This is a genomic window from Catalinimonas locisalis, assembly GCF_038039535.1.
Lineage (GTDB): Bacteria > Bacteroidota > Bacteroidia > Cytophagales > Cyclobacteriaceae > Catalinimonas.
The window spans coordinates 16,281-43,254 of the sequence record NZ_JBBPHP010000012.1 but is presented as its reverse complement, the minus strand read 5'-3'; the positions used below and the strand labels follow the sequence as shown (position 1 = coordinate 43,254).

Genomic DNA, 26,974 nt, shown 5'->3' with positions numbered 1-26,974 from the left:
AATGCTTTTATTTGATATACAACCTAAACCTCAAGCATCGCCATAATGACCAGATCTCTCTACCTCGGCATTCTATTCCTCATATCAATCATCGGCTGTCAGTCAAACACACAGGAAACGCAAAGCACAGAAGAAAAGCCGCCTAATATTGTATTTATATTGGTAGATGACATGGGTTATGGAGATATCTCCGCTTTCAATCCGGACTCCAAAATACCTACGCCTGCCATTAATCAACTTGTAGAGGAGGGAATGCTCTTCACCGATGCTCATGCGCCGGCTGCGGTATGCGTACCTTCACGTTACGGCCTTATTACCGGTCGTTATCCAATCAGAAGAAGCGGAGTTTTCAACGGTTCCTGGATAGAGGGAGACAGAATGACGCTGGGAAGCATGTTACAGCAACAGGGTTATACCACCGCCTGCATTGGAAAGTGGCATCTGGGTATGGGAGAAAACGAAAAAGACCCCGCACCCTCGGGAACGCTCAGTTCCGGCCCGGTAGATCGTGGCTTTGACTATTTTTATGGCATTCCTGCTTCATTGGACATCCCACCATACTATTATATTGAGAACGATCAGGTAGTTGCTTTGCCTACTGATTCAATCGGAGACAATAATTCCCCGGATGTAAGTCCGATACAGGGAGCCTTCTGGAGAGGAGGGAAGATAGCCCCTAACTTTAAGCACGAAGAGGTCCTGTCCCATTTGCGAGACAAGAGCATTACCTTTCTGGAAAACCATCAGCAGCAATCGGATCAGCCATTCTTCCTATATATTGCCTTACCGGCACCGCATACCCCCTGGTTACCACTGGAAGAGTATCGGGGCAGTACGGAAGTAGGGATGTATGGAGATTTTGTCTATCAGGTAGACCAAAGTGTAGGCAGTATCCTGTCTTATCTGGAAGAAGCAGGTTTAGATGAAGAAACACTCGTCTTCTTCAGTAGCGACAATGGTCCGGTATGGTTTCCCGAGGACGTAACGCAGTACGATCACAGTTCAGTTGGCCCCCTGAATGGCATGAAAGGAGATGCTTATGAGGGAGGGCACCGCATGCCTTTCGTGGCCCGTTGGAAGGGACATATTCCGGCCAACACGAGTAGCGATCAGCTCATCTGCTTTACCGATATGATGGCTACAATGGCAGATCTCCTGGATGTTTCCCTTGATCAGAGCAGTATTGCCGAAGACAGCTATAGTTTCTTACCCATTTTGATGGATGAGCAACCTTCCGAATCAGCTTTAAGAGACGATCTTCTGGTACAATCAGTTTACGGTCTGTATGCCATGCGACTAGGAGATTGGGTTTATATTAATGGACCTGGTTCGGGAGGCTTTTCAGCAGGCTATCCACGTCCCGAAGGTTATCCGGCAGAAGGAGAGCCCCAACTGTACAACCTCAACAATGATTTGGGGCAGACGAATAATGTATACGCGCAAAATCCTGAGAAAGCAGATTTATTGGCACAAGCATTGGATAAATATATGAGAATGCAAAGTGAATAAACCTGAAGAAGACTTATTGATATCTTTATTTTGATTCAATCAATTATTTATACCGTTAGCTCCTGGTCTTACCAGCTCATGCATTAGAATAATATTCCAAACTTTGTATGCGCTCCAGCTCTTTACATTCCTCCTAACTGGATCATTTCTGATAGATTTAATACTACTTAAGTGTTTATATGCAATTTAGAGTATGTAATACTTATGTGTTGTTGTCTTTACTATTTACGAGTTCTGCCTGATGATTTTTTTAAATTTTAATTAATTACTGATTTGGTCAAAAATTACGCAATAAAATTTTTTAAAAAATAGCATAAAAAGTACATGGTTTATACCGGTATTATTAAGTTATTAATGAAAATATTATAATAAAAAGCTTAAAAAATAAAATTTAAACAACTTTTGATATATTGAGGGTATTTAGAAGTTGTTTATAAATATAATTATTTCACAAAAAAATATTGATAAATTATTCATTAATAACTATCATTGTACATAAACAAATATTTTTTTGAAGTAATCTTATAGTACATGTTGCTTCTTAATATTTGTTATGAATATTACATGATATTATACTTAACTACCTCTATGATTAGCCTTTACTTAACTGAAAAGAAACAGTCCTTAAGTTCATCCAATAGATGCTTGATGTTAATTGATTTTTCCCAAGTTCCTATCACCACTACATCATTCGCTTGTCAAGATTGTAAGCGTTTGCACTCCTCTATGTATTCGCCCAGTACTGAGTGAACTGGCTTTGGTATTTCATATGAATGCAGCTCTTTTGATGCATACACAGCCCAAAGCTATTGTAACGTTTAAGTACTCCTAATGGATTAGTAAGAGTTTAATAAGCTTTTACAAATAATATATATACGTATGAAAATTAAACTATAAACACTATAGAGTTTATAGATAAAAATTCTTGATAACCCTATCGCTATCTCTTTTCATCAGCAAATACACTAATAGTACTATGTGGCCCCAAACCTCTTTACCATCAAAGTTTCGCTCTCTGAATGTGCTTGTCTTATGCTTGTTTGTGCTTTTAGGTACAACACCGAGCTTTGCTCAAAAACCTAATGTAATTGTCATTTTAGCTGATGACATGGGTTTTTCAGATTTAAGTGCTTACGGTAGTGAAATTCAAACACCTAACCTGGATGCACTTGCAGATAATGGAATCAAATTCAGGAGATTTTATAATACTGCTAAATGTAGTCCTACCCGGGCTTCATTGTTAACCGGGCAATATCCCCATGCAGCAGGCATGGAAAATTTGACTACCTCAGGTTCAGGTAACTCTTCAGCATACTTAGGCTATCTCTCGCCACAGACAGTTACTATTGCTGAAGTATTGAAAAGTGAGGGGTATGGAACATATATGTCAGGTAAATGGCATGTCGGTGAAAATTCTGCCCATTGGCCTACGGAAAGAGGTTTTGATAACTATTGGGGTTTAATCAGTGGTGCAAACAGCTATTACGAACTGCTTACTGAGAATGGTAGAGAAATGGCATTGGGTAATCAGTCATGGAACCCAGCCACAGACTATACCTCGGAAGTTCAGTTACGTCATGGCCGTACAGGTTTTTACATGACAGACGCTACTACAGATTTTGCTATAGATTTTTTGGATGAACACAAAAGCGATAGAGCAACGGATCCTTTCTTCCTTTATTTGTCTTTTACAGCTCCCCATTGGCCTCTTCATGCTTATGAAGAAGATATAGCAGAATATGATGGAGTTTACAATCAGGGATGGGATAATATTAGAGAGGCTAGGCTACAGGGAATGATTAATGAAGGGATAATAGCCTCTGGAACACAACTTAGCTCCAGAGATGGCACATCCTGGGTTAATATTCCGGATGATAATGGTGTTGATGATGATGATCTGGATAAAGCAGATTATGTCCGCCGTATGCAGGTTTATGCTGCTCAGGTAGCCAGAATGGATAAGGCTATCGGAAAGCTTGTGAATTATCTAAAAAGCACTAGCCAATTTGATAATACCCTTATCATGTTTATGTCGGATAACGGAGGTAGTGATGAAGATGTGTCAGGAAGGAATAATCATGATGATAGTAAAGTGATTGGAGAGCAAGGCTCATATTTATCTTATCTGAAAGAGTGGTCAAATGCATCTAATACACCCTTTAGAAAACATAAAAATGAGACAGAGGAAGGAGGAATTGCGACACCTCTTATTGTACATTGGCCAGATGGTATACAAGTTAGTGGAGCGCTTACAGATCAGATAGGGCATGTCAAGGATATCATGCCAACTGTGCTTGAGGCAACAGGATCTACCAATGCTTATCCCACAAATTATAATGGAAATGTAATTAAACCTCTAGCAGGAGAAAGCTTTGCACAAATTTTTGATGATCCAAATCAAGTAGAAGATAGAGAGTTGTTTTGGGAATATAGTGGGGAGAGAGCAGTAAGATATGGAAAATGGAAAATTCAATCCAACGCTGCCAATGGAAGCTGGAGTCTTTACAATATAGATGAAGACCCTACTGAGCTTAACGACTTATCCAGTAATTATCCAACCATCGTCAATAATCTTTCAGCACGCTATGAAATCTGGGAAACGTCAGTAGGGCACCAGGGAGGCACGTTACCAGATCCTACTAATGCACCTTCAGTCGCAAACCCGCTACTAGACCTGGAATTTGCTGAAGGAGGAACATTTACTTTTCAACTTCCTTCCAATGCCTTTACAGACGATCCAAATGACCATCTGACTTATCAGGCAACGCTAAGCAATGGAAATAACTTACCAGAATGGCTGGTTTTTGAACCTCTTGACCAAAATTTTACAGGAAACCCTCAGATAGGAGACTTGTCAGAAGCTGTAAGTATTGTAGTCACTGCGACCGACTGGAATGGAAACACCGCCTCAGATGAATTTCAAATTAGTCAAGGTTCTTTAGAACCCTTTACAGGATGTCTGGAACTTTCTCCTCTGGCTTGTGATGATGTAGTAGTAGAAGACACAAGCTTACCCTATAACTTAAACTTTGATGGTACAACCGCTAATGGGTTGGAAGATAGTAACGGGAATGTGATAGGTTTTACCATGATAGATCCTCCATCGGCTCCATTATTTAACCCTTCTGACAGCAATGTGCCAGGCTATGAGCCATCAAATTTGAGTTTAAGTTCTGGAAGATTAACCATTGCTACAACAGCAGGCATTGCTTATCTTAATCCAACACAAAGTAATAATACTAACTCACAGGTAAATACTTTAGGAATAGGTTTAGCCAGTATTACAGAGCCTCTGAATATAGAAACTACACTTGTAAATCCACCAAGTGGAAGTGGTAAATCAGAACAAGCAGGTTTATGGTTTGGCCTAAATGAAGACAATTTCTTCAAATTAGTACTGGTTTCAACTTCAAACGGTAATGAAATTGCGCTACGTAGAGAAATCAATGCACTGTCGGTTAATGACGACCAGCTACAAACAAGTGTACCTAATGTTTCAGGTAGTACTGTAACATTAAGAATGTATATAGATCCTCTTAGCAGTACTGTAGAAGCGTTCTATGCAATTGATGGTCAACCAGAGGAGTCACTGGGTACACTTACAGTTCCAACTTCTATCCTGACTGGTACTGATCAAGAAGGAAAATTTAGTCAAAATGTCACCTTCACTGGCCTTTTTGCAACACACAGAAATGGAGATAATGCTTTAAATTATTCTTTTGATAACTTCTCGGTTAGCCGCATAACTGAAAATCAGGCACCAGTTGTTTTAAACCCAATAGATGAACCATTAATTTTGGAGGAAGGTGCTGCCTTAAATTATACTTTTCCAGAGAATACTTTTGAGGATTTAGAGGATGGAAATGAATTATTCTATAGTGCTTCACTATCGGATGATAGCGAATTACCATCCTGGTTAAGCTTCAACGAATTAAGTCGTACCTTTACTGCATTAGAAGGAACTACTGTATCTGGTGTATACGAAATAAAAATTACCGCCACAGATAGCGAAGAGCTTAGTAATAGTACCAACTTAATACTCAATGTATATAGCAGTAGCTTTTCTTTGATAGAAGAATTTGACTATGCTGAGGGAGAATTAGAAGTTGCTTCATTATGGGTTCCTGGAGGTGGAAATGGTGGATCTGCAACTATTATTAGCCAGGCTGGTAAAATTCCTGATCGTTTTTCCAATCAAAAAGGAGCAATATTTACTCGCGGGAGTGGCAATGCTGCTTATAATTATAATTCTGGCGGAGATGATAATTACTTTGATCAGCCGTATCAGATTCAAAAGGATGTACCTTTCTATTATGCTGTTGATTTTCTGGTTGAAGATTTTAGTAACCTGCTAAGTGGAGAGGGATTTCGTTCATTTATTGAACTCAGTAAGGACGGAGATTTAGGCAATACGGAATCAGTACGCCTTCGTATTCTTAATGATGATAATCAGCTAAAAGCAGCTGTTGCATTAGTAAACAGTTCTAGTGCACCTAATGATTATTCGGTGGATGTAAGTACAGGAATAGGACATCAGTGGGTTATAAAAGCAGTATGGGATGGGAACCTTATAAATTATTCTGCAGCACTAGATCCATCATTAGATGAAGGAGAAGTAAGCTGGAATCCTGTAGGAAGTCACTCTGCCAATAATACAAGTGTTGAATTTGTACGTTTGTTTGCTGGCACATCAGCTAGTAATGCAAATAGCAGTGGAATATTTCAGGCCATACGCTTAAGTACAACATATAATGAAGTGGTGAAGGTTGGAAATAACCCTCCTTTTCTGCTTAGTACGTTGACTGATCAGGGGCCTTTTGAGGCAGGTACAGCTTTTAGTTTTAGTTTTAGTGATATTTTTGGCGAAATAGACAATGAAACTCTCGCATATACTGCCCAACTAGAAGGAGGGCAACCCCTGCCTACCTGGTTGAGCTTTAATCCTGCTGCCAACACATTAAATTTTAGTGCAAGTGAAGGCCTAAGTGAGGAGGGTATATATCCTATTATTATTACTGCCACCGATCAAAATGATGCTTCTGTATTTGATGATTTTCAATTGCAAATTACTTCCGCCCCAGTAATTTCTGATAGAGTACTTTATCGGGAAGTCTTTGGAAACAATAATACTGAAGTGAATCCTGACAATAATGTACCAGAACCTCTAGACCCGGTCACAAACGCAGGATGGGAAAACTATGAAGGTACAAATGCAAATATCATTACTTTGTTTGGCAGGGAAGATCCTCAGCCTAAAGCTGCTATTTCAGGTTTTGACGGAAAGCCAGTCAATCTTGATAATATAAATGCCGGAGCCACGCTTGAACAGACGCAAGGCTTCCTTTTTGCGAATATGGGATCTGACCGATGGTTAGCTTTTACAGAAGAATTTAATCTTAACTTAGCTAATTACGAGAATTTACAGTTTTCTTGGTACCAGGGACATGCATCCAATGCAAACACTACACATTTAGTTATTAGAGTTGATGATGTTTGGTATGTTCACAATGATGGTAAAACCAATACATCAATCGCAGGAGCTGCTAATTTTACTACTGATGCCGAATTGAAGACTGTATTATTTTCTACCTCTACAGATGCATGGAAAGAGCTGAATTTTATCCCTGGCAGTGGATTGTCAGTAGGAAATTCTCCGACAAATGACGTACCCTTAGGCCAGCTAACAGCAGTAGGTTTATATACTGCTTCAATAAACGGTGGCGCCAGAGTAGATGCATTTCAGATTGAGGGAGATGAAGTTGAAATTATCAATACTCCGCCTTCTATTACTGCCGCTACTTTTGAGATACAGGAAAATGCCCAGATCGGTGATCTTGTAGGTCAGGTGGATGCAAGCGATGCTGATGAAGATGACCTTACATTTAGCATCCTTTCCGGAAATACAGATGAAGTATTTGCTATAGATGAAGATGGAAAAATAACAGTAGCAGCGTTATTGGATTTTGATGCGAATTCTACTTATACACTAAATGTGGCAGCTAATGATGGAGTGGTTAGTGCAGAGGCTGAAATTATTATTAACATTACTGAATTTATAGAACCTTTGTCTGTTAAGGTTAACTTCCAGGATGAGGCTACTACTCCGCCTGCAGGCTATCTCAAAGATTTTGGACAAGCATTCGGAGCCAAAGGAAATAATTTTACCTATGGCTGGAAAAAAGTATCCGATAATTTACCCCATGATATTACTACTCCACAGAATGGTAGCGGTCGTAACCGGCTGGGAAGCACTACTTATGCAAGTGCAACAGATCAACAGAAAATAGAAGGAACACTTGTTCATGTTCAAGGCAATCATATTGGTAGCTGGGCTGGACAGGCAAGAGGTACTGAGGTATATTGGGAGTTAGAAATACCCAATGGAGTATATGAAATTAAAGTTGGTGCAGGAGATTATAGTACAGGACAGGATCCGGAAGTTCATACTTTTAATGTAGAAGGAGTTACTATTATCTCTACCCATGTACCTGAGGGAAGTAATTATGCTAGGCTAGCCAATAATACTCTAATTGTAGAAGTGAGTGATGGAGCACTTACGATTAACGCACTCGGAGGCATCAACTCTAAAATCAATTATGTAGAGATTACCGAGACTACACAAGCTCCAGTATCAATCGCTACTTTTAGTTTTGATCCTTCACCATTAGATATAAACGTGTCAAGTGGAGAATCAATTACAGCAACCTCAATATTAAGCGCAAGTTCAGGTACCCCGACAGTGGGCATGATCATCAGCCCTGAAACTGATGGAGGGTGGTTAAGCTTACCTGAAGTGCCTTCGGTAGGTAATTACGAATTTTTTATTGATGCTGCTTCTTTAGCCCCAGGAGATAACCTTAGCAGTCAGGTGATCACAACAGCAGTTGGTTTTACTCCTGTTGTATTAGATGCGAATCTAAATGTAACAGCTGCGCCTGCCATCGCGATACCTTACCGCATCAATGTAGGAGGTAATGAATACAATAAAGATGGTGATATCTATGTTGCAGAGAACATTGCCTATCTTGTAGAAAATGCGTCAACTACGGTAAGTAACGGAGAGTATGAGCTGGTAGGAGGAGATGCTGACCTATATATTCCTCGTCGGTTTGGAACTGACTTTGGCTATAATTTTCCTATCGCTAATGGTACTTATACCGTAGCCTTACATATGGCAGAAAACTTCTTCAGCACATCAGGCTCTAGGGTTTTTGATGTACTTGCAGAGGGTGAAACAGAAATTGATGACATAGATCTGGTAGCTAGCTATGGTAAAGGAGTAGTAGCAGTAGAAACTATTACGGTAGATGTAACTGACAATGAACTGAATATTCAGTTTTTGGCATCAGTAAATAATGGAATCGTTCAGGCGATTGAGATTATAGAATATCAAGAGCCTAATATACCACCGGTATTTGTTAATGCACCTTTTGAGTTCAATATTTCTGAGAAGGCCAATATTGATGATGAAGTAGGAACTGTAGTTGCTGAGGATACTAATGAAGGACAAACGCTAACCTATACCATCACCGAAGGTAATATTAATGAGGTTTTTGCCATCAACAATGAGGGTACCATTACTGTGGCAGGAGTATTAGATTTTGCCACAACTCCTGTATACACATTAACTATAAATGTAACAGACAATGGTGAACCAGTAGCGTTTGCTACTACTGAAGTAGTAATCAATATAGAGGAATTTATTTCTGAAAATAACCTGCCACTCACTTCGGAAAACACACTGGAAACAGATGAAGATGTAGCCTTAACATTTACGTCCGAAGATTTTCCTTTCAACGATGCAGATGAAGGGGATGCTTTGGCAGCCATACAAGTGAATCAGCCTACAGCCGGGAGCTTATTGTATGATGGCATCGCAATAGCAGAAGAGACTGAAATAGAGCTGGAGAACATTGGCCTATTATCCTTCATGCCGGAGGCAAATGCAAATGGAGTGACTTATGCAAGCTTTAGCTTTGCAGTAAGTGATGGTAAAAACTTTAGTGAGTTCAGTACCATTAGCATCAATGTGATAGCTCAAAATGATGCTCCCGAAGTGGCTGTTTCTCTGGGTAATATAGATATTCTTGTAAATGAATATACTTCTTTAGAGGTACCTGTTGAAACCTTTACGGATGTTGATGGTGATGAGCTGGAACTTAGTCTGGGAAGTGGAAGCCCTGACTGGGTGGCCTTGGTTTTTGGTGAACTTATCATTGCAAACCCTGCTGATGAAGATCTTGGTGCGCATACCGTTGAACTTATTGCAACAGATGAGGGGGGACTTTGGGTTACTGATGTATTTACTTTTACTGTAAAAAATACACTCAATGCCTATCCTACATCGGAAGATGTTACTGTTACAATTGATGAAGATTTAGCTTACGAATTTGTCTCTACAGATTTCATTTTTAATGACGAAGATGCAGAAGACAATCTGACTGAAATAACCGTTAGCCCAATAAATGCAGGCAGCTTTACATTCAATGATATTGAAATAACGGAAGAGACAGTCATTCTGACTGAAGAAATTCCTAATCTGTCATTTACGCCTGAACCAAATGCTAATGGAGATAGCTATGCTTCATTCAACTATAGTGTAAGTGATGGCAAAAACTTTAGTGAGTCTGCTTATACATTTACCTTCAATGTAACTGAGGTAAATGATGTGCCGGTAGTAGTGAATATGGTTCCGGATCAGTCAGTTACAGTAGGTACTTCGTTTGAGTATACCATACCAGAAAATACATTTGCAGATGTAGAAAGTGAAGTAACTTTAACAGCCAGCTTGGAGGATGATACTGATTTACCAGCGTGGCTAACTTTTGCTGAAGGAGCATTTAGTGGTACTTCTACTGAAGTAGGAACTTGGATGGTAAAAGTGACAGCCAGTGATGGTACTGAAGCGGTAAGTGATGTATTTGAAATAGTGGTGGAAGAAGAAGTTGAACCTTGTAGTCCTATCAGTACATTAGCTTGCGAGGATATACCTGTTACCCTACCACTAAATCTGGATTTTGATGCAGATGCCGGCCAAATGCAGGATGGAAATGGAATAGGAACTGGTTTTACCATGGTATTAGAACATTCTGAGGCAAGAAGAGATGGAGATGTTGCCATAAGTAATCCTGAAGTAAATGGTTATGAACCTTCTTTACTATCAGTGAATGCAGAAACGGGACAACTTGAAATACTTTCACAGGCTGGTATAGCGTACTTAGATCCTCCTAACAGTTCAAACAATAATAATCAGGTCAATACTCTGGGGGTCGGTTTACAAACTCTTCTAGGTACATTCCGCATTAGCACAACCTTAAAAGGTATTACAACCGGTACAGGCTCGGCGCAGGCAGGCTTGTGGTATGGAACAGATGAAGATAACTTTGTAAAAGTAGCAGTTATAGATGATAATATTGAGCTAAGAGTTGAGAGCGGGGGAGTCTCAGAAGATGAAAATCAATTGTTGGCTGAAGATACTGGGGTTTCAGGTGCTGATGTGCTTTTGGAATTAGAAGTGAATCCCAATACTAATGAAGTAACAGCTTTCTACACCATTAATGCAGGAGTAAGAAATGAATTGGGAACATTATCTGTACCTGCCGGCTATTTCAGCGGACGAGTCCTTACAGATGTAGAAGGAGTGAGCTTTGCTGGAATTTTTGCTACCCACAGAAATGGCACTCAGTTTACTGCCAGTTTTGATGACTTTGGTGTTGAATCTCTAGTAGAACCTATGCTGACCTTTGCCCCATCAACATTAGAGTTTAGCGTAGAAGAAGGAGGAAATACAGTGGCTTTAGAGACTACTCTGTCTGCAAGTGAAGGAGAGCCAATGATTATTCTGAGTGAAGATCCGGAAGCTGACTGGCTTATTCTACCTGAGAATCCTTCTGTAGGAAATTTAAGCTTTGGAATTGATGCCGAAGGTTTGGTACCTGATGTCTATTCTACCTCAGTATTTGCTATCGCAGAGGGTTATGTTTCAGGTGAGTTACTTGTGACCCTGGAAGTAACAACGTCTACTATTGAACCCTTGGTAATACAGGTTAACTTCCAGGATGAAGCTACTACACCACCTGCTGGTTATCTCAAAGATTTTGGACAAGCTTATGGCGACAAAGGTGATGGGATGACCTACGGCTGGATAAAACTATCCGATGGTTTACCTATTGATTTAACCACTCCTTCAAATGGAGTTGGAAGGAATCGCAATATTGCGGGTCTCACCATATTGCAAAATACCTTAGTGCATATGCAGGGCAATGATGTAGCTGCATGGACAGGAAACCGTGCCAATGAAGGGGTTTGGGAAATAGAGGTGCCGAATGGTTTCTATCAGGTCAATGTAAGTGTAGGAGATCCTAATCAGGATGGTGATCCAGCAGAGGCCCCTATTCATCATATTAATGTAGAAGGATCAACTGCCATTAATTTATATGCTGTAAATCATGACGCAGCAGCTGGAGATGCTTCGCGTTTCACCAGTGGCAGTGCAATCGTAGAAGTTACTGATGGAAAGCTGACCATTGACGCTGATGATCCATCAGCAAGAAATACGAAAATCAGTTCGGTTATTATTACCGAGTATAATGCAGGGCCACAACTTAGTTTTTCTCCTTCTTCACTTAACTTTAGTGTTGAGGAAGGAGAGATCGCTACTTCTCAAACCGCTGAATTATTTTCCAGTGAAGGTACACCTGCCATTACATTTAATGCTTCCGAAGATTGGATAGTACTTCCGGCAGAGGAACTTGGTAATCTTGAGTTTGGCGTAGATGCTGCTTCTTTATCAGTAGGCACTTACAATGCATTAGTCACTGCTTCAGCAGATGGTTATCAGGATGCTCAATTATCTATAAACCTTAGGGTTACAGAAGTTAGTCCTCCTGCTTTTGCAGTAAACATCAACTTCTCAAATACTGCTACTGAAGCACCTGAAGGATATCTGAAAGATGATGGGCAACCGTATGGCATGAAAATGACACCGGAAGGTTACGATTACGGTTGGTTGACAGTTGATGGTCAAACCGGACTGGATCTGACTACCAATGGCCGTAACCGTGAGCGTGTTGGTATAGATTTATTACTGAATACTATCATCCACATGCAATATGGCGACACGGGTGGAAGCAGTGGTAATCCTACTGAGGGTATCTGGGAAATTGGAGTACCCAATGGTGAATACCAGATAACAGTTACCGTAGGTGATGAGCCTGGTAGTACCAATGGATACGATAGCCAACATTCCATCAATATAGAAGGGGTGAGCGCTATCAGTCAATTCCAGGGTTCGGCAGCTAAAGAATATGAAACAGTAACTATAATAGTGAGTGTAGAGGATGGTGCATTAACCTTAGACGCTGCAGGAGGAACCAATACAAAAATCAATACGGTTCTGATAGAATCTTTGGGTGGTGGCTCACTAATTCCTCGTGTACTCAGTGTCATTCCTGCGGATGGTTCAAGTAATATAGCGCTAAATACCAATATTTCAGCAAATGATTTATATCTGCCGAATGCCAATGAAATAGGTAACTATGGGGTGGACAATACCTCTATTACGAATAGTACTGTAAAACTTTTCAAGGATGCTGACGACACCGAGATACCTGCCAATGTGGGAGGAACCGGCGGAGGTGATGCAATCAACCTTACCCCCGCAATACCACTAGAAGCGAATACTACCTATAGGTTTGAAATTAACGGTGTTACCGATTTGACGGGCGTAGCTTTTGAAGCTTTCTCCTCTACTTTTACCACCGGATCAGGTTCCTCAGTGGGCGGTGGAGATCTTGATCAGGTGGCTTTCACCAAAGCAGGAACAGTAGCTTCAGGTGCAGGTTATACCTCACTTACCATAGGTCCTGATGGCAAATTCTATGGATTAGCTATAGGGGGAGAAGTTCATCGCTGGACCATTGAAGCGGACGGAACCCTTTCCAATGAGGAAATATTTGATGTACTGATTCAAAAATATGGAGCAAGGTCAGCTGTTGGTTTTACGTTTGACCCGGATGCAACAGCAGAAAATCTGATTGCTTATATATCCCATTGTTCCGGTGGACTTAACAATGCTCCTGAATGGGATGGTAAAATTTCCAGGTTGAGCGGTCAAAACCTTGAAGTAGAAGAACTTATTGTAACCAACTTACCTCGGTCTAAAAAAGATCACCTCACCAATAGCATTGCCTTCAAACCTGGTGAACCCAATGTGCTGTATTTCAACCAGGGTAGTAACAGTGCCGGTGGTGCCCCTGATAATGCATGGGGTAATCGTCTGGAAAGACTTCTTTCCGCAGCAGTGTTGAGACTTGATCTGGATAAACTTCCGGCATCTGAATGGCCTCTTGATGCGATGACTACCATGAGTGCTCAGGCAATCAATAGTGTGGATGTAAACTCACCTACTCTGGATGGAATGTACAATCCTTACCATATAGATGCCCCTCTCACGCTTTATGCTACAGGGGTTCGTAATGCCTATGACCTGGTATGGCATAGCAATGGCCAGTTATATGTACCTACTAATGGTACGGCAGCCGGAGCAAATTCTCCTGCTTCCATTGATGGAACGCGTCGTCCGGATGGTACCTTTTATGACCACAGCATTTACCCTCAGATTCCTGCGGTTAACGGAAATAAGGTACAACGTGACTGGTTGTTTAGAATTGACCCTAATGCTTCTATCGGTTACTATGGCCATCCTAATCCTTTACGCGGAGAATTTGTATTAAACAGAGGAGATGCAGACACTGATGATGCGGTATACAATGGGGTGCAACCTGATCCCAATTATCGTGGCGCTGCTTTTGACTTTGAGTTTAACAAATCACCCAATGGTGTAATTGAGTACAGAAGCAATGCTGAAAATGGTAATCTGACAGGTAGTATGTTGGTAGTGCGCTATAGCGGAGGAAGTGATATTATTGCCTTAGTTCCAGATGGTACTAATGGAGATATTGGTACTTCCAAAGTAGGAATTCCAGGCTTCACCAATTTGAGCGGTCCACTGGACCTGGTGGAAGATGTTAATACCGGAAATATCTATGTGTCAGAATATAGTGCAAACAGAATCACATTGATCAAGCCAAGCAACCAGGCTGCACCCAGAGCAGTAATTGCCCTGAGTCCTGAAAAAATAGTGACAGATGGAATAGTAGGTAGCGGAGCAGGGGAGGACTTTACCGTGTTCATTTCCAACAATGGGAATGCAGAGCTTAACAATATCAATATAAATCTGACGGGCACTGATGCTTCAGAATTTGTCGTTGATCAAAGTACTTTGCCTGCATCATTAGCACCGGGAGCTTCTGCAAGTATAAAAGTAACTTTTAACCCGACTAGTAACGGTCCTAAGTTTGCAAGTGTAGAAGTAACAGGAACAGATGCTGAAAGTAAGCAGACAAGCTTAAGTGGTTTGGGCAAGCAAGGTACAGGTGGCAGTAACGAACCTTCATTACAATGGATACTGGATACATACGGAATAGCAGTGAACGTAGGAGATCAAAATCCAGCCACTAATCAAATCAATCTGGCGAATGGTTTAACATACAACAGTTTACTGGGAGATGAAGTGAGCATGCAAATGTTTGAGCGTGCTACCGATGCGCCTGTGACTTTGGAGGTGTTATCAGTCTACGGACCTGAAAATAATAATCCAATTGTTGGCTTTGGCTGGTACGGTTCAGGACAGGCGAGCTCCCTAAATGAACTGTTTACTGTTCAAAATAGTGTTTCTGGAAATGGACAAACGCTCAATCCACAAATAAGTGGTAACCTAAGCTTTGATCCTGGTTTGGAATCATTTGGTTTTTATAACTATTGGCCATTCTTCAACAACAGAACACTTTACAGTGAGGATGCCCTCAATACTTTTTCAGGTGCCATTCCACACCATATAAGAGTATATCCTTTGCCAGGAGAGCAGAATGCGTACATCATCGCTACTGAGGAGCATGTTTCAGGTTTTGATTATCAGGATGTAGTTATTATTGCTCGTAACATCAGACCGGCAGACTCTACCCCTCCGGTAGCTGAAACGACTCGGATTAATGCAGGGGGAACGTTAGCATATACAGACAGCCAGAATAACACCTGGCAACTGGATAATCAGTACCTGACAGGCTCTTCTGAGATATCTTCCAAATCATTTGATGTACAAGGCACCGAAGAGGACCCCTTATTCTTAGAGTATAGATTTGCTCAGGCAGGTACAGGTGATTTTGGATTACCTTTTGGCTACCAGATTCCAGTTGAATCTGATGAGCCTTTAACGGTTAAACTTTATTTCGTAGAACCCTACTTTGGTGTACCCGGAACCACTGGAGAAGCCCAGGGAGGAACAGGTAACCGAGTATTCAACGTGAATATAGAAAATGGTCAGGGTGCATTAGCTGACTTTGACCTGAATGCTGAGGTTGTAACTCCGGGAACAGCTATCATCCGTACTTTTGAGAACATCACAGTCACTGATGGTACTTTGAATATTGATTTCACTTCAATTGTAAACAATGCGATCATCTCAGCGATAGAAGTAATAGGAGCAGAGAATGAGCCCGTAGTAATCTGTTCGCCTATCAGTACGCTGGCCTGCGAAGAAATCGTGCAGACTTTGCCCTTTACGCTGAATTTTACTGGAGTTGAAGGAGGTATTGAGAATACAGGTTTTACAATGGTTGATGCACCTTCTGCAAGGTTGACAGCAGATGGCACAATTAGTAACCCACAGGTACCTGGTTTAGAACCATCACGTCTAAGCCTTTCTTCAGGAACTCTACAGATAGATGCAGCAAAAGGTTTAGCTTTTGCCCGAAATGGAAGTGGTGAAGGATTTAGTGATGAAGTGAATTCGCAAATCAATACACTGGGTGTTGGTTTCAATGCTAACAGTGGAAGCTTTAACCTTGAGACTACTATCATCAATCCGTACTCGGATGGCACCAATAATTTTGAGCAGGCCGGTTTATGGTTTGGTACCGATGAGGATAACTATGTGAAGTTAGTCGTTCGTAACAATAGTACTATTGAGTTACGATCAGAGGAAAACGGACTTTCTCCGGATGAGACTCAGATCATGATTGAAGCTATCACCGGACTGCATAGCAGCGAAGTGAAGTTACGCTTGCTGATTAATCCTGCGGAACTTACGCTCACCGCTTTTTACACGCTTAACAATGGAAGTGAAGTGGAAATGGGAACCATGCCCTTATATGCCAGCCTAATCAATGGCGCGAATGTAGACGGGCAGGAGGTGAGCTTCGGAGGTATATTTGCTTCCAAGCGTAGAGAAGATGCGAATGTACCGGTAGTCTACAGTTTTGAAGACTTTAGCATCACTCCTGAGGAGGTTACTGAACCCTATTTTACAGGTGTAAATCCTGCTGATGGGGCTACCGGAGTTGCGCTCAACAGCTTCCAGATCGTAGTAGGATTGTTAACACCAGATGGATACGAACTGGATAAAACTACCCTGAGCGGCAATGTAAAATTGATCAAAGACAATGGGCCTAATGATCAGGTAGAAGTAGCTGCCAACGTGAATGATACCGGAGGAGGAGATGCTATTATTCTTACACCTATAGATCGTCTGGATCCGCTGTCAGATTATATTTTCCGTATAGATGGAGTAGAAGCTAACCTTATTGGTGATTTGAATGACCGTCTGACCTTTTTAACTTTTGAGTCAGGCTTTACTACCGGTACCGACGATGATACCAATCCACCCGCTGACCTGGCAGGTGTAAGCTTTACGCAGGTGAAAGGGACAGCTTTGGGAGAAGGTATAGAAGATCGTTTTTCCAGCCTAGTAATCGGCCCAGATGGTAAACTTTATGGTAGTACTACCAGCGAGGTGATCAAACGTTGGGATATCAATGCGGATGGTTCGCTTTCTAACCTGGAAATCCTTACCCCTGAGCTCAATGGAGCTCCTCATCCAACTGCTGGTGCACGTGATAATAACGATCGTTTAATAATAGGTTTAACTTTTGCTCCTGAGGCAACTGCCGATAACCTGATTGCTTATGTTACCCACAGTGCCCTTACTTTATCAGATGGACCCGAGTGGGATGGTATGATCACCCAATTGAGTGGTCCTGATCTTTCTACTGTAAAGGATGTTGTAATTCACCTTCCTCGCTCACTCAAAGATCACCTGACCAACAGCATTATTTTTGGCCCTGAAGGAGATATCTACCTCAGCCAGGGAAGTAATACAGCAGGTGGAGAGATTGATCCTGCCTGGGGATTCCGTCCTGAACGCTTACTTGCCGGTGCAGTACTGAAACTAGATCTGGATTTGTTGGATGAAAATAGCTGGCCGCTAGATGCTTATACTACTGATAATATCAGTGTAATCAATAATGCTCCTGCTAATAGCATAACGATGTCAGATGGTACTTATAATCCCTATGCCATCAACTCTCCATTGACCATTTTCTCTACCGGAGTGAGGAATGCATATGACCTCGTTTGGCATACCAATGGGTGGCTATATGTACCTACCAATGGAACGGCTGGGAATAACAGTAATTCCCCTAATACACCTGCTTCAGCCGACTATGCTCCGGTACGTCGTCCTGATGGCACACTTTTTACAGACACTACTATACCGGGCGTAATAGGTGGAGAAACGCAGAAAGACTGGTTGTTCAAATCGTTTAAGGGAAGTTATCATGGGCACCCCAATCCACTACGCGGAGAGTTTATACTTAACCATGGAGGTATAGCGTACAGTGGATTACCAGGACAGCAGGAAAGCTCTTATACAGATGTGGCCAAGTATCCGGATAACCTGGGGCCAGATCCTGCTTATATAGAGCCTGCATTTGACTTTGGAAAAAACAAGTCACCAAACGGAGCCATAGAGTATAAGAGTAATGCCTTCGGTGGAGCGATGAAAGGACTGCTATTGGTAACTCGTTTCAGTGGTCAGGATGATATCATTGTGTTGCAGCCTGGTAATAATAGTGGTGACGTAATACAGGCTTATGAGGATGTACCAGGTTTGCAAGGCTTAGACGATCCCCTGGAGATAGTAGAAGACGTAAATACTGGTAATATCTACATGGCCCAGTACGACAGAGATGGTAACCTAAACCAACAATTGATTCTTTTACGGGCGGATGATCAGGCCACTCCGGTAGCGCAGCTCAAAGTAGAACCTAGTGAGCTTATCTTTGAAACTACCGTGAATACTGAAGGTAGTCAGACAGATGAGCAGGAGTTGACTGTGACCAATCAAGGGACTGCCGACCTGTCAATCAATAGTATTAGCATTGGTGGGCTTTTTGCCAGTCAGTTTAGCCTGAGTGGAGCAGGTACAATAACATTACAGCCTGGTGAATCTACAGTCTATACCATTACTTATCAGCCCGATCTTAACCAGAATGATCTGGGCTACCAGGAAGCCAGCCTGTTACTGGAAAGCAATGATGATGAAAATGAAAGTATAAGTGTTGGGCTGCACGCTTTGAAAAAGTCAGGTTTTGAGGGCAGTCAGGAACCACCTTTGCAGGCAGTTGTAGATGCTTTAGGAATCGGTATCAACGTTGGTTGGACAAGTTTGGCCAATGGTACCGACCCTGCTCCTGAAGGAGAAGAAGTGATTGCGCCACTTTTTGTAAAAGCAGGGGCGGGTAATATTTCTATAGCTCCAGTAGGTCGCTATTCTCCTGCAGAGGAGCTTCCCTTTGGATGGTATACGAATATAGAAGGTTCTGTAACCACTCATGAAGTAGGTATTCTTGCTGACGGCATTAGCGAGGCACAGACTTTGTATCCAGCAGTTAGTAGCGGTACTACCGAATTCAATCCACAGGGAGCATTCTTTGGAATCTATGTAGAGTCAAAGTCATTTGAAAGGTTCAACTATACCGAAGATGCAATCAATACCGGTGGTGTTGCACACCGAGCCCGTATTTATCCTGTGAAGGATAGAGAAGGAAACGTAATAGCCAATAGCTATCTGGTATGTTTTGAAGATGCTTCTAACGGAGATTATCAGGATTATATGTTTGTACTGAGCAATGTGAAACCTTACGAAGAAGGTTCTTTGCTACTGACCTTAAATCCTGCTTCACTGAACTTTATAGTAGGCACAGAAGGAGAGGCTTTGGCCCAAACAGCAACCCTGAGTGCTAACAGTGGAATTGCTGGAGATAATGTGACCTTGACAGCTTCAGAGGACTGGGTGGTACTGCCCGATGAAGTGACTATAGGCTCACCTATGGCGTTTAATGTAAATGTAACTGGCTTAACAGAGGGTAATTATTCAGCAACTGTTATTGCATCTGCTCCGGGGTATGTTGGAGCCAGTATGGAGATTAACCTTTCTGTGACAGAAGAAATTGTATGGACCTATCAGTTCAACTTCCAGGATGGCTCTGTCACTTCTCCTGAAGGGTATGTTGATGATATTGGCTTGCCGTTTGGTACAAAAACTGTAGGCGGGCAGCCTCTATCTTTCGGTTGGGTTGAGCCAGGCACTACCACTCCTGCTGATGCTACTGCAAATACCAGAAACAGACAAATCAATGGTGTGAGTGCTTTAGAAAATACTCTTAATATCATTAACCATCTGAATTCTCCTTTACAGTATCCTCCTCGCGACTGGATGATAGAACTGCCCAACGGACTCTACTATGTAAATGTAAGTGTGGGTGACCCGGGTACTGATGATGATAGCATGCATGAGGTAGAAGTAAATGGAGTAACCGTTGTAACTTTTGATGAAGAAGTAAATGGGCCACTGGGAACTCATACCGCTGAAGGCACAGAAATCGTTGAAGTGACAGACGGGATACTTGTGTTAACGCAGGGGACAGGGGGTAGCAATACTAAAGTCAATTATGTAAGACTGTCTCCTGTGGATGAAAGCATATTGCCTCCTACAATTTTGGCAGAATTTGAAGGCTACTCACCTGAAGAAAATGTGTACAGAGGAGGCGTAAGCATTAGCCTTCAGGCAGCAGACAATAGCAAAAGCGGAGGCATTGCCAGTCTGACGTACAATCTTGACAGCCAGGGTGCACAAACTTATAGCGAAGCCGTAGTAGTAGATGAAGTAGGGGAGCATACTTTGGTAGTTATCGCAGAAGATAATAATGGGAATGTAGCAGAGAAAACTTTTAGCTTTACAGTTGAGGCTGCCAGCGGAGCGCTCTTGGCGATCGAGAACATGACGAAAGTACCAGGTACCAATCGTGGTTTTCCCGCAAACGATTATTATACTTTCCATCGTTTGGGCGACCCTGGGCAGGCGCTGGTACATGACTCCAACGTAATGAGGTTGAAAAACGAAGGAACAGGTGCAATGACCATCACTGAGATTGTAATTCCTGTTCCTACGGAGTTTGAATATGAAATCTTGCCGGATGGAGAAGCTTCTGTGGAACTACCCATTACCATTGCTCCGGGAGAGTTCCGTGATATCAACCTGACTTTCATTGGAACTACCGGCAACGGTAATAATGGTATCTTTGTGCAGCCCATCTCATTCATTACCAATGCTGATAATGCACAGGATGTGAGCGCTACCCTCCATGGAGCCTATTCACCTCAGCCAGAAGGAGGAGACGAGATCACTGCACAGGAAGTGTTTAATGCTTTCGGTTTCCAGACCAGTATGCTGAGTTATGTAAATGATGAAGGAGAAGTAACAGCCTCTCCTACAACCAACCCCAGTTCAAACTTTCCACTACCAGAAAACATTGATGGGGGTTACGAAGGAGACATGATACTTTCTACCACATTCGTGCAGGCAGATCCTAGCAAACCAGTGATAGGTATACAGTTGTCAGCTTTACATGGTGGTCCAGGTTCAAATGGGGCTCAGTTTGTGGAGGTAAATGGATCAGGTACAGTGGGAGGTATTAATTTTAATCACAATCAGTTTTGGTATCAGACACTACTGCCTCGCAAAGCAGATAATAGTGGAAACATTAATTTTGATGCTGCCAATACTATCAATCAGCCTTTCCGAATCAATGTCTCTGGAGAAACTACCTCAGGTAAGAATAATGCTACTCTGCTAGGTGTGAGAGTGTATAGAGCGATAGACCATAATGGCAACATAATCCCTAATGAATATATAGTGTTGCAGGATTTCATCGGAAATGGTTGTGGTGCCGGTTCGGCAAACTGTGACTGGAATGATAATACATTCTACTTTATCAATATTCGTCCGGAAGCAGTGCCATTTGCCTTACCTATTGATGATGCAGTAGCAACGGTAAATCAGGCATTCTCATATGATCTTTCTGCTTTCTTTGACAATGGGTATCCTGGAAACAAAATCATGTACACTGCTAATGTAAATCAGACTCTGGAGGCTCTGCCGGATTGGCTGGTACTTGACAAGAATACAGGCATGCTGAGTGGGACACCTCCGTTCAATGCTGAGGCTAGCTATGAAATAGCAGTGACCATCACCGATTATAACGGTTTGGATGCTAGCGAAACCTTTACTTTAAATGTAGCGGGTGCAGTACCTCAGCTGCTTGCTTCAACTCCTGAGAGTGTTGAATATGGCATCATAGAGACTGAAACCAGCAGTGCTGAGACAATTAGTATTACCAATATTGGTGAGCCTGGGTATCCTACTGTGAACATCTCTTCTTTACAAATTACCGGGGAAGATGCGGCTGACTTTGAAATTGACCAAACAGGCATTGAGACACAGCTTACTAGTGGAGAGTCAACCAGTATTACTGTAAACTTTGTGCCTATGACATCAGGAGACAAAGAGGCTACTTTAGTGGTGAATAATGATTATTCAGAAGAGCCTCTGCTGATAACGCTTACGGGTGTTGCTAACCTCTCACCTGTGGCTACAGCTCAGAGCTTGTCTACTGAGGAAGATACACCAATCAACATTAGTCTGGGTGGCATTGATGCTGATAATAATGAGCTAAGCTACACCATCCTTGATGTTCCATCTTATGGAACTTTAAGCGGCGAAGCTCCTGACTTAACCTATACACCTGATGCTGAACTGAATGATGTATCAGAAAATGGGCCGGATAGCTTTACCTTCCTGGTAAATGATGGATATGAAAACTCAGAGTTAGCTACCGTCACAATTTCAGTTACGCCGGTCAATGACGAGCCATTCTTTGACCTGTCGGCTAATGCTACCACTAATACAAGTCTGGAGGAGCAAACCGTATTCGGTTGGGCCTTCAATATTGATGATGGTGATGATGAGGTAGAACAACCCTTAAGCTTTAGTTTAGTGACTAATGCTCCCGAGCTGTTTACTTCTACAGGACAGCCAGTAGTAAATGTGGAAACCGGCGATTTAACCTACACACCTGTATCTAATTTAAGTGGTACAGCACAAGTTGTATTGACCCTGAACGATGGTCAGGCAGCGAACAATACATTCAGTCGCAACTTCAGTATCAACGTTAATCCTGACGGAGGACCGATAGATGCAGATGGTGATGGATTTACCAATGAAGTAGATTGTAATGATGGTAATCCAAATATCTATCCCGGAGCTCCTGAGATCTGTGATGGCTTGGATAATAATTGTAACGGAGTGGTAGACGAAGGATGTGGTTCTGATGTAACTGCTATCCGAATTAATGCTGGTGGTCCAGCGATTACGATGGATGGTAAGGATTTTCAGGCTGATCAGTACTTTGCAGGAAGCAACAAAACTTCCAATAGAACAGATATTACTAACCTTAACGGAACAGTATATCAGACAGAAAGAAGTGCTGACAGTAACAATGGAAGTTTCTCTTATGCTATTCCTGTATCTGGAGAATCTAACCAGTATCTGATTGCACTGCATATGGCTGAAATTTGGTTTGGAACTCCTGGTGGTGCTTCCATAGGAAATGGTAGCCCTCGTTTGTTTGATGTTTTCATTGAAGGTGTCAAGGTGCTTGACAACTATAACATTTATGCTGAAGCAGGCAATGCTTCTGCTACGGGAGTAGTTTTTGCACCTCAAAACCCTGTTACCGTAAATGATGGAATACTCAATATCTTCTTTACATCAGCTACGAGCGAGGGAGGTACAAACCGTCCAAGTATAGGTGGTATTGAGGTAATAGAGTATGTTGAACCGAATGAGCCACCTACTGCCGTAGCAAGTGCTGATCCTACTTCCGGGTTTGCAGAATTAAGCGTTAGGCTTGACGGTAGTGCTTCCAGCGACACAGATGGAGAGATTGTAAATTACAGTTGGAATGAAGGTGGTACAGTGCTATATAATGGTGCGAATGCTGTCACTCAGCTAGAGTTTGGAGCAGGAGTCCATGAGCTTACTTTAACAGTAACAGACAACGATGGAGCTACTGCTACTGATGAAGTAACCATCACTGTAGAGGAAGCACCCGATGTATTCTCTGCTATTCGTATCAATGCGGGTGGCGGGCAGGTAAATGCTTATGGAGAAACTTTTGTAGCTGACCAGTATTTTAGTGGTAATGGTAAGTCATATTCCAATACTAATATTACCAACATTGCAGGTACAAGTTCTGATGAGCTATATCTGACAGAACGCAGCACATTGCAGAATTTGCAAAGTTTCGCCTACAACATACCTGTAACTACCGGGACCTATTTGGTGAGGCTACATTTTGCAGAGATATACTTTGGAGCTACCAATGGTGGTGCCGGAGGTGCTGGCAAGCGGGTATTTAGTGTGAGTGCAGAAGGAAATGCTGTTCCGGGACTTAGCAGTTATGATATCATCGCTGATGTAGGAAGCATGACAGCGGTGGTGAAAGAAGTAGAAATAGAAGTTACGGATGGAACCTTAAACTTAAACTTTAGCGCGTCAGTAAACCAGCCAAAACTGTCAGCGATAGAGGTACTTGGATTGACAGCCAGCAATGAATTACCGGTAGCCTCAGCAGGAGCTAATCAGGAAGTGGTAGCAGGAGAAAATGGCTTTGCTGCTGTACAATTAGATGGTAGCGCCTCATCCGATAGTGATGGCAGCATTGAGAGTTATGTTTGGACAGAAGGAGGTGTGCAGCTTGCTACAGGAGTGAACCCTACAGTAAACCTGCCAGCCGGTATTCACACTTTACTGCTTACTGTTACTGATGATGACGGAGGTACAGCTACCGATGTAGTGGTCATCACTGTAGAAGAAGCCCCGGATGTAATCAGTGCGATACGCATCAATGCCGGAGGACCTACTCTGAACTTTAATGGAGACCCCTTCACAGCTGATGCAAGTATCAATCCTGCATACCACAATAGCAACCATACGTACCAGAACAGTAATTTGAATGCGCCTGCGCTTTATCAAACAGAGAGAGGTTCGGAGGCAAATGGTGGTATACTCATCTACAACATCGCTGTGCCAAACGGTACTTATACTATCCGTACGCATCATGCTGAACTGTACTACGGATACAACGGACCTGCTGTACAGCTAGGACAGCGAATATTTGACATTACTATTGAAGGTAATCTGGTTCAAAATGATCTGGATTTGTTTGCCGAAGGTGTTGGACCAGGTGCCACTCAGCAGAAGTTCCTGGTATTAGAGTTTGAGAATGTTGAAGTTACAGATGGAGTCTTGACCATACTGATGGACGCTTCTGTCAATAGACCTACTGTGGCAGCAATAGAGGTACTTGGATTGACCACCAGCAACGAATCGCCGGTAGCCTCAGCAGGTCCTGATCAGCTGGTAGTGGCAGCGGAAAACGGCTTTGCTACAGTTCAATTAGATGGTAGTGCTTCTTCAGATAGTGATGGTAGCATTGAAAGTTATGTATGGACAGAAGGCGGGGTGCAGCTTGCTACGGGTGTGAACCCTACAGTAAATCTGCCAGCAGGTATTCACACTTTACTGCTTACTGTTACTGATGATGACGGAGGTACAGCAACTGATGTAGTGGTCGTCACTGTAGAAGAAGCGCCTGATTGTGGACCACTACCTTCTGCCTGGAATTCTACCTACATAGGAAGTGGAAACAGTAGCGGAGAAGCATGTTATGCTGCCGGTGGATTTGAGGTAACCGCTTCAGGTAGTGATATCTGGGGTACTTTCGACCAGTTCCGATACGTATACCAGCCTTTAGCTTGTGATGGAGAAATCATAGTTCAGGTGAGTGATTTGGCAGGGGTTAACAGCTGGGCTAAAGCAGGGGTAATGATTAGAGAAAGTACTGCTGCAAACGCTAAACATGCTATGATGATAGTGACTCCCGGACAAGGTGTAAACTTCCAGTACAGGGTCAATACAGGTAGTACTATGTCCTTCTCAAATACTGCGGGTAGTGCTCCTGAGTGGTTACGGATAGTTAGAGAAGGTTCGGTCTTCACTGGCTACTACCGCGAAAATACTTCTCAGCAGTGGGCAGTACTGGGCAGCGTAGAAATTGGTATGCAAAGCAATGTACTGATAGGTTTGGCGCTAACAGCACATGATAACAATTCATTAGCTTCAGCTCAATTTTCTAATGTAGAGGTGAATACATTCTGTGACGAACCTCCGGTTCTTAGTCCTGAAGAGGTTTGGCTGGAAGCTGAGTGCGCAAGTGAGTTGGGTAGCCAGTGGAACGTAGTGGCTGATGATATAGCTTCTGGAAATGCTTATGTTGTAAAACTTTCAGGAAATAGTTTAACCGCTGCTCCTACAGGTCAGCAAGCTATACTGAAGTACAACTTTAGTGTACAGCAAACTGGAGCCTACTACCTTTTTGCCAGAGTAAAAGCTACTTCCAGTGGAAACGATTCTTTCTGGGTAAGAATAAATGGAGGAAACTGGATACAATGGTGGCAGGGAATTACGATCAGTAACAATTTTGCCTGGAATGATGTAACAGGTGCACCATTTAATCTCAATAATGGCGCAAATACCATAGAGTTTGCCTACAGAGAAGATGGTACTCAACTTGATAAACTTTACTTAAATACCAGTGGTATACAGCCAGATGGATTAGGAGGAGCTGCTGTCAATGCTTGTTTTGCAAATGAAGTAGCTGCACTGAAAATAGCTGGTGGTGATAAGGGACTGGTGTTGACAGAGGCCGATTTGGTAGAGAGTGTAGAAGCGACTACAGTTAGTGTAAGCACTTATCCCAACCCGGTTATTGATTATCTGAATGTTAAGTTCAATCAATCAGTTTATGGAGAAGTCAACATCCTGATCGCAACTGTTACGGGTTCTACCATTGTAAATGAAAATGTGCTGATGAATGGTGAAGATTATATTGAGATTGACCTTTCTGCCTTAGCGAGTGAAGCTTATATCTTAAGAATAACACATGATGAATTTATTATAGACAGAAAAATCATGAAGCAATAAGGTTGGACTAAATAGTAAATTTGAAAGTAGCTATTACTCTGTAGTAGCTACTTTTTTTTCTGTTAAGAAGAGAGCGGCAACCTGCGTATAGAAGTGGTAGAAAACATGTTTGGTTGATATAGCACTACTTACTACTTTACAAATTCTGAGAAGTTGGATTAGAAATGTGTGAGCTCGGTTGAA

2 protein-coding genes are annotated in these 26,974 nt (G+C 42.2%); both read left to right on the top strand.

Annotated features, from left to right (window positions below; genetic code table 11):
- Positions 1-45 precede the first annotated feature (45 nt).
- Positions 46-1,509, top strand: coding sequence for a sulfatase family protein (locus tag WJR50_RS16210; protein ID WP_341294356.1), 1,464 nt, complete (start codon positions 46-48; stop codon positions 1,507-1,509).
- Positions 1,510-2,485: 976 nt separating this feature from the next.
- Complete coding sequence (locus tag WJR50_RS16205; RefSeq protein ID WP_341294355.1) at positions 2,486-26,791, top strand: malectin domain-containing carbohydrate-binding protein; 24,306 nt, start codon at positions 2,486-2,488, stop codon at positions 26,789-26,791.
- Positions 26,792-26,974: the final 183 nt, after the last annotated feature.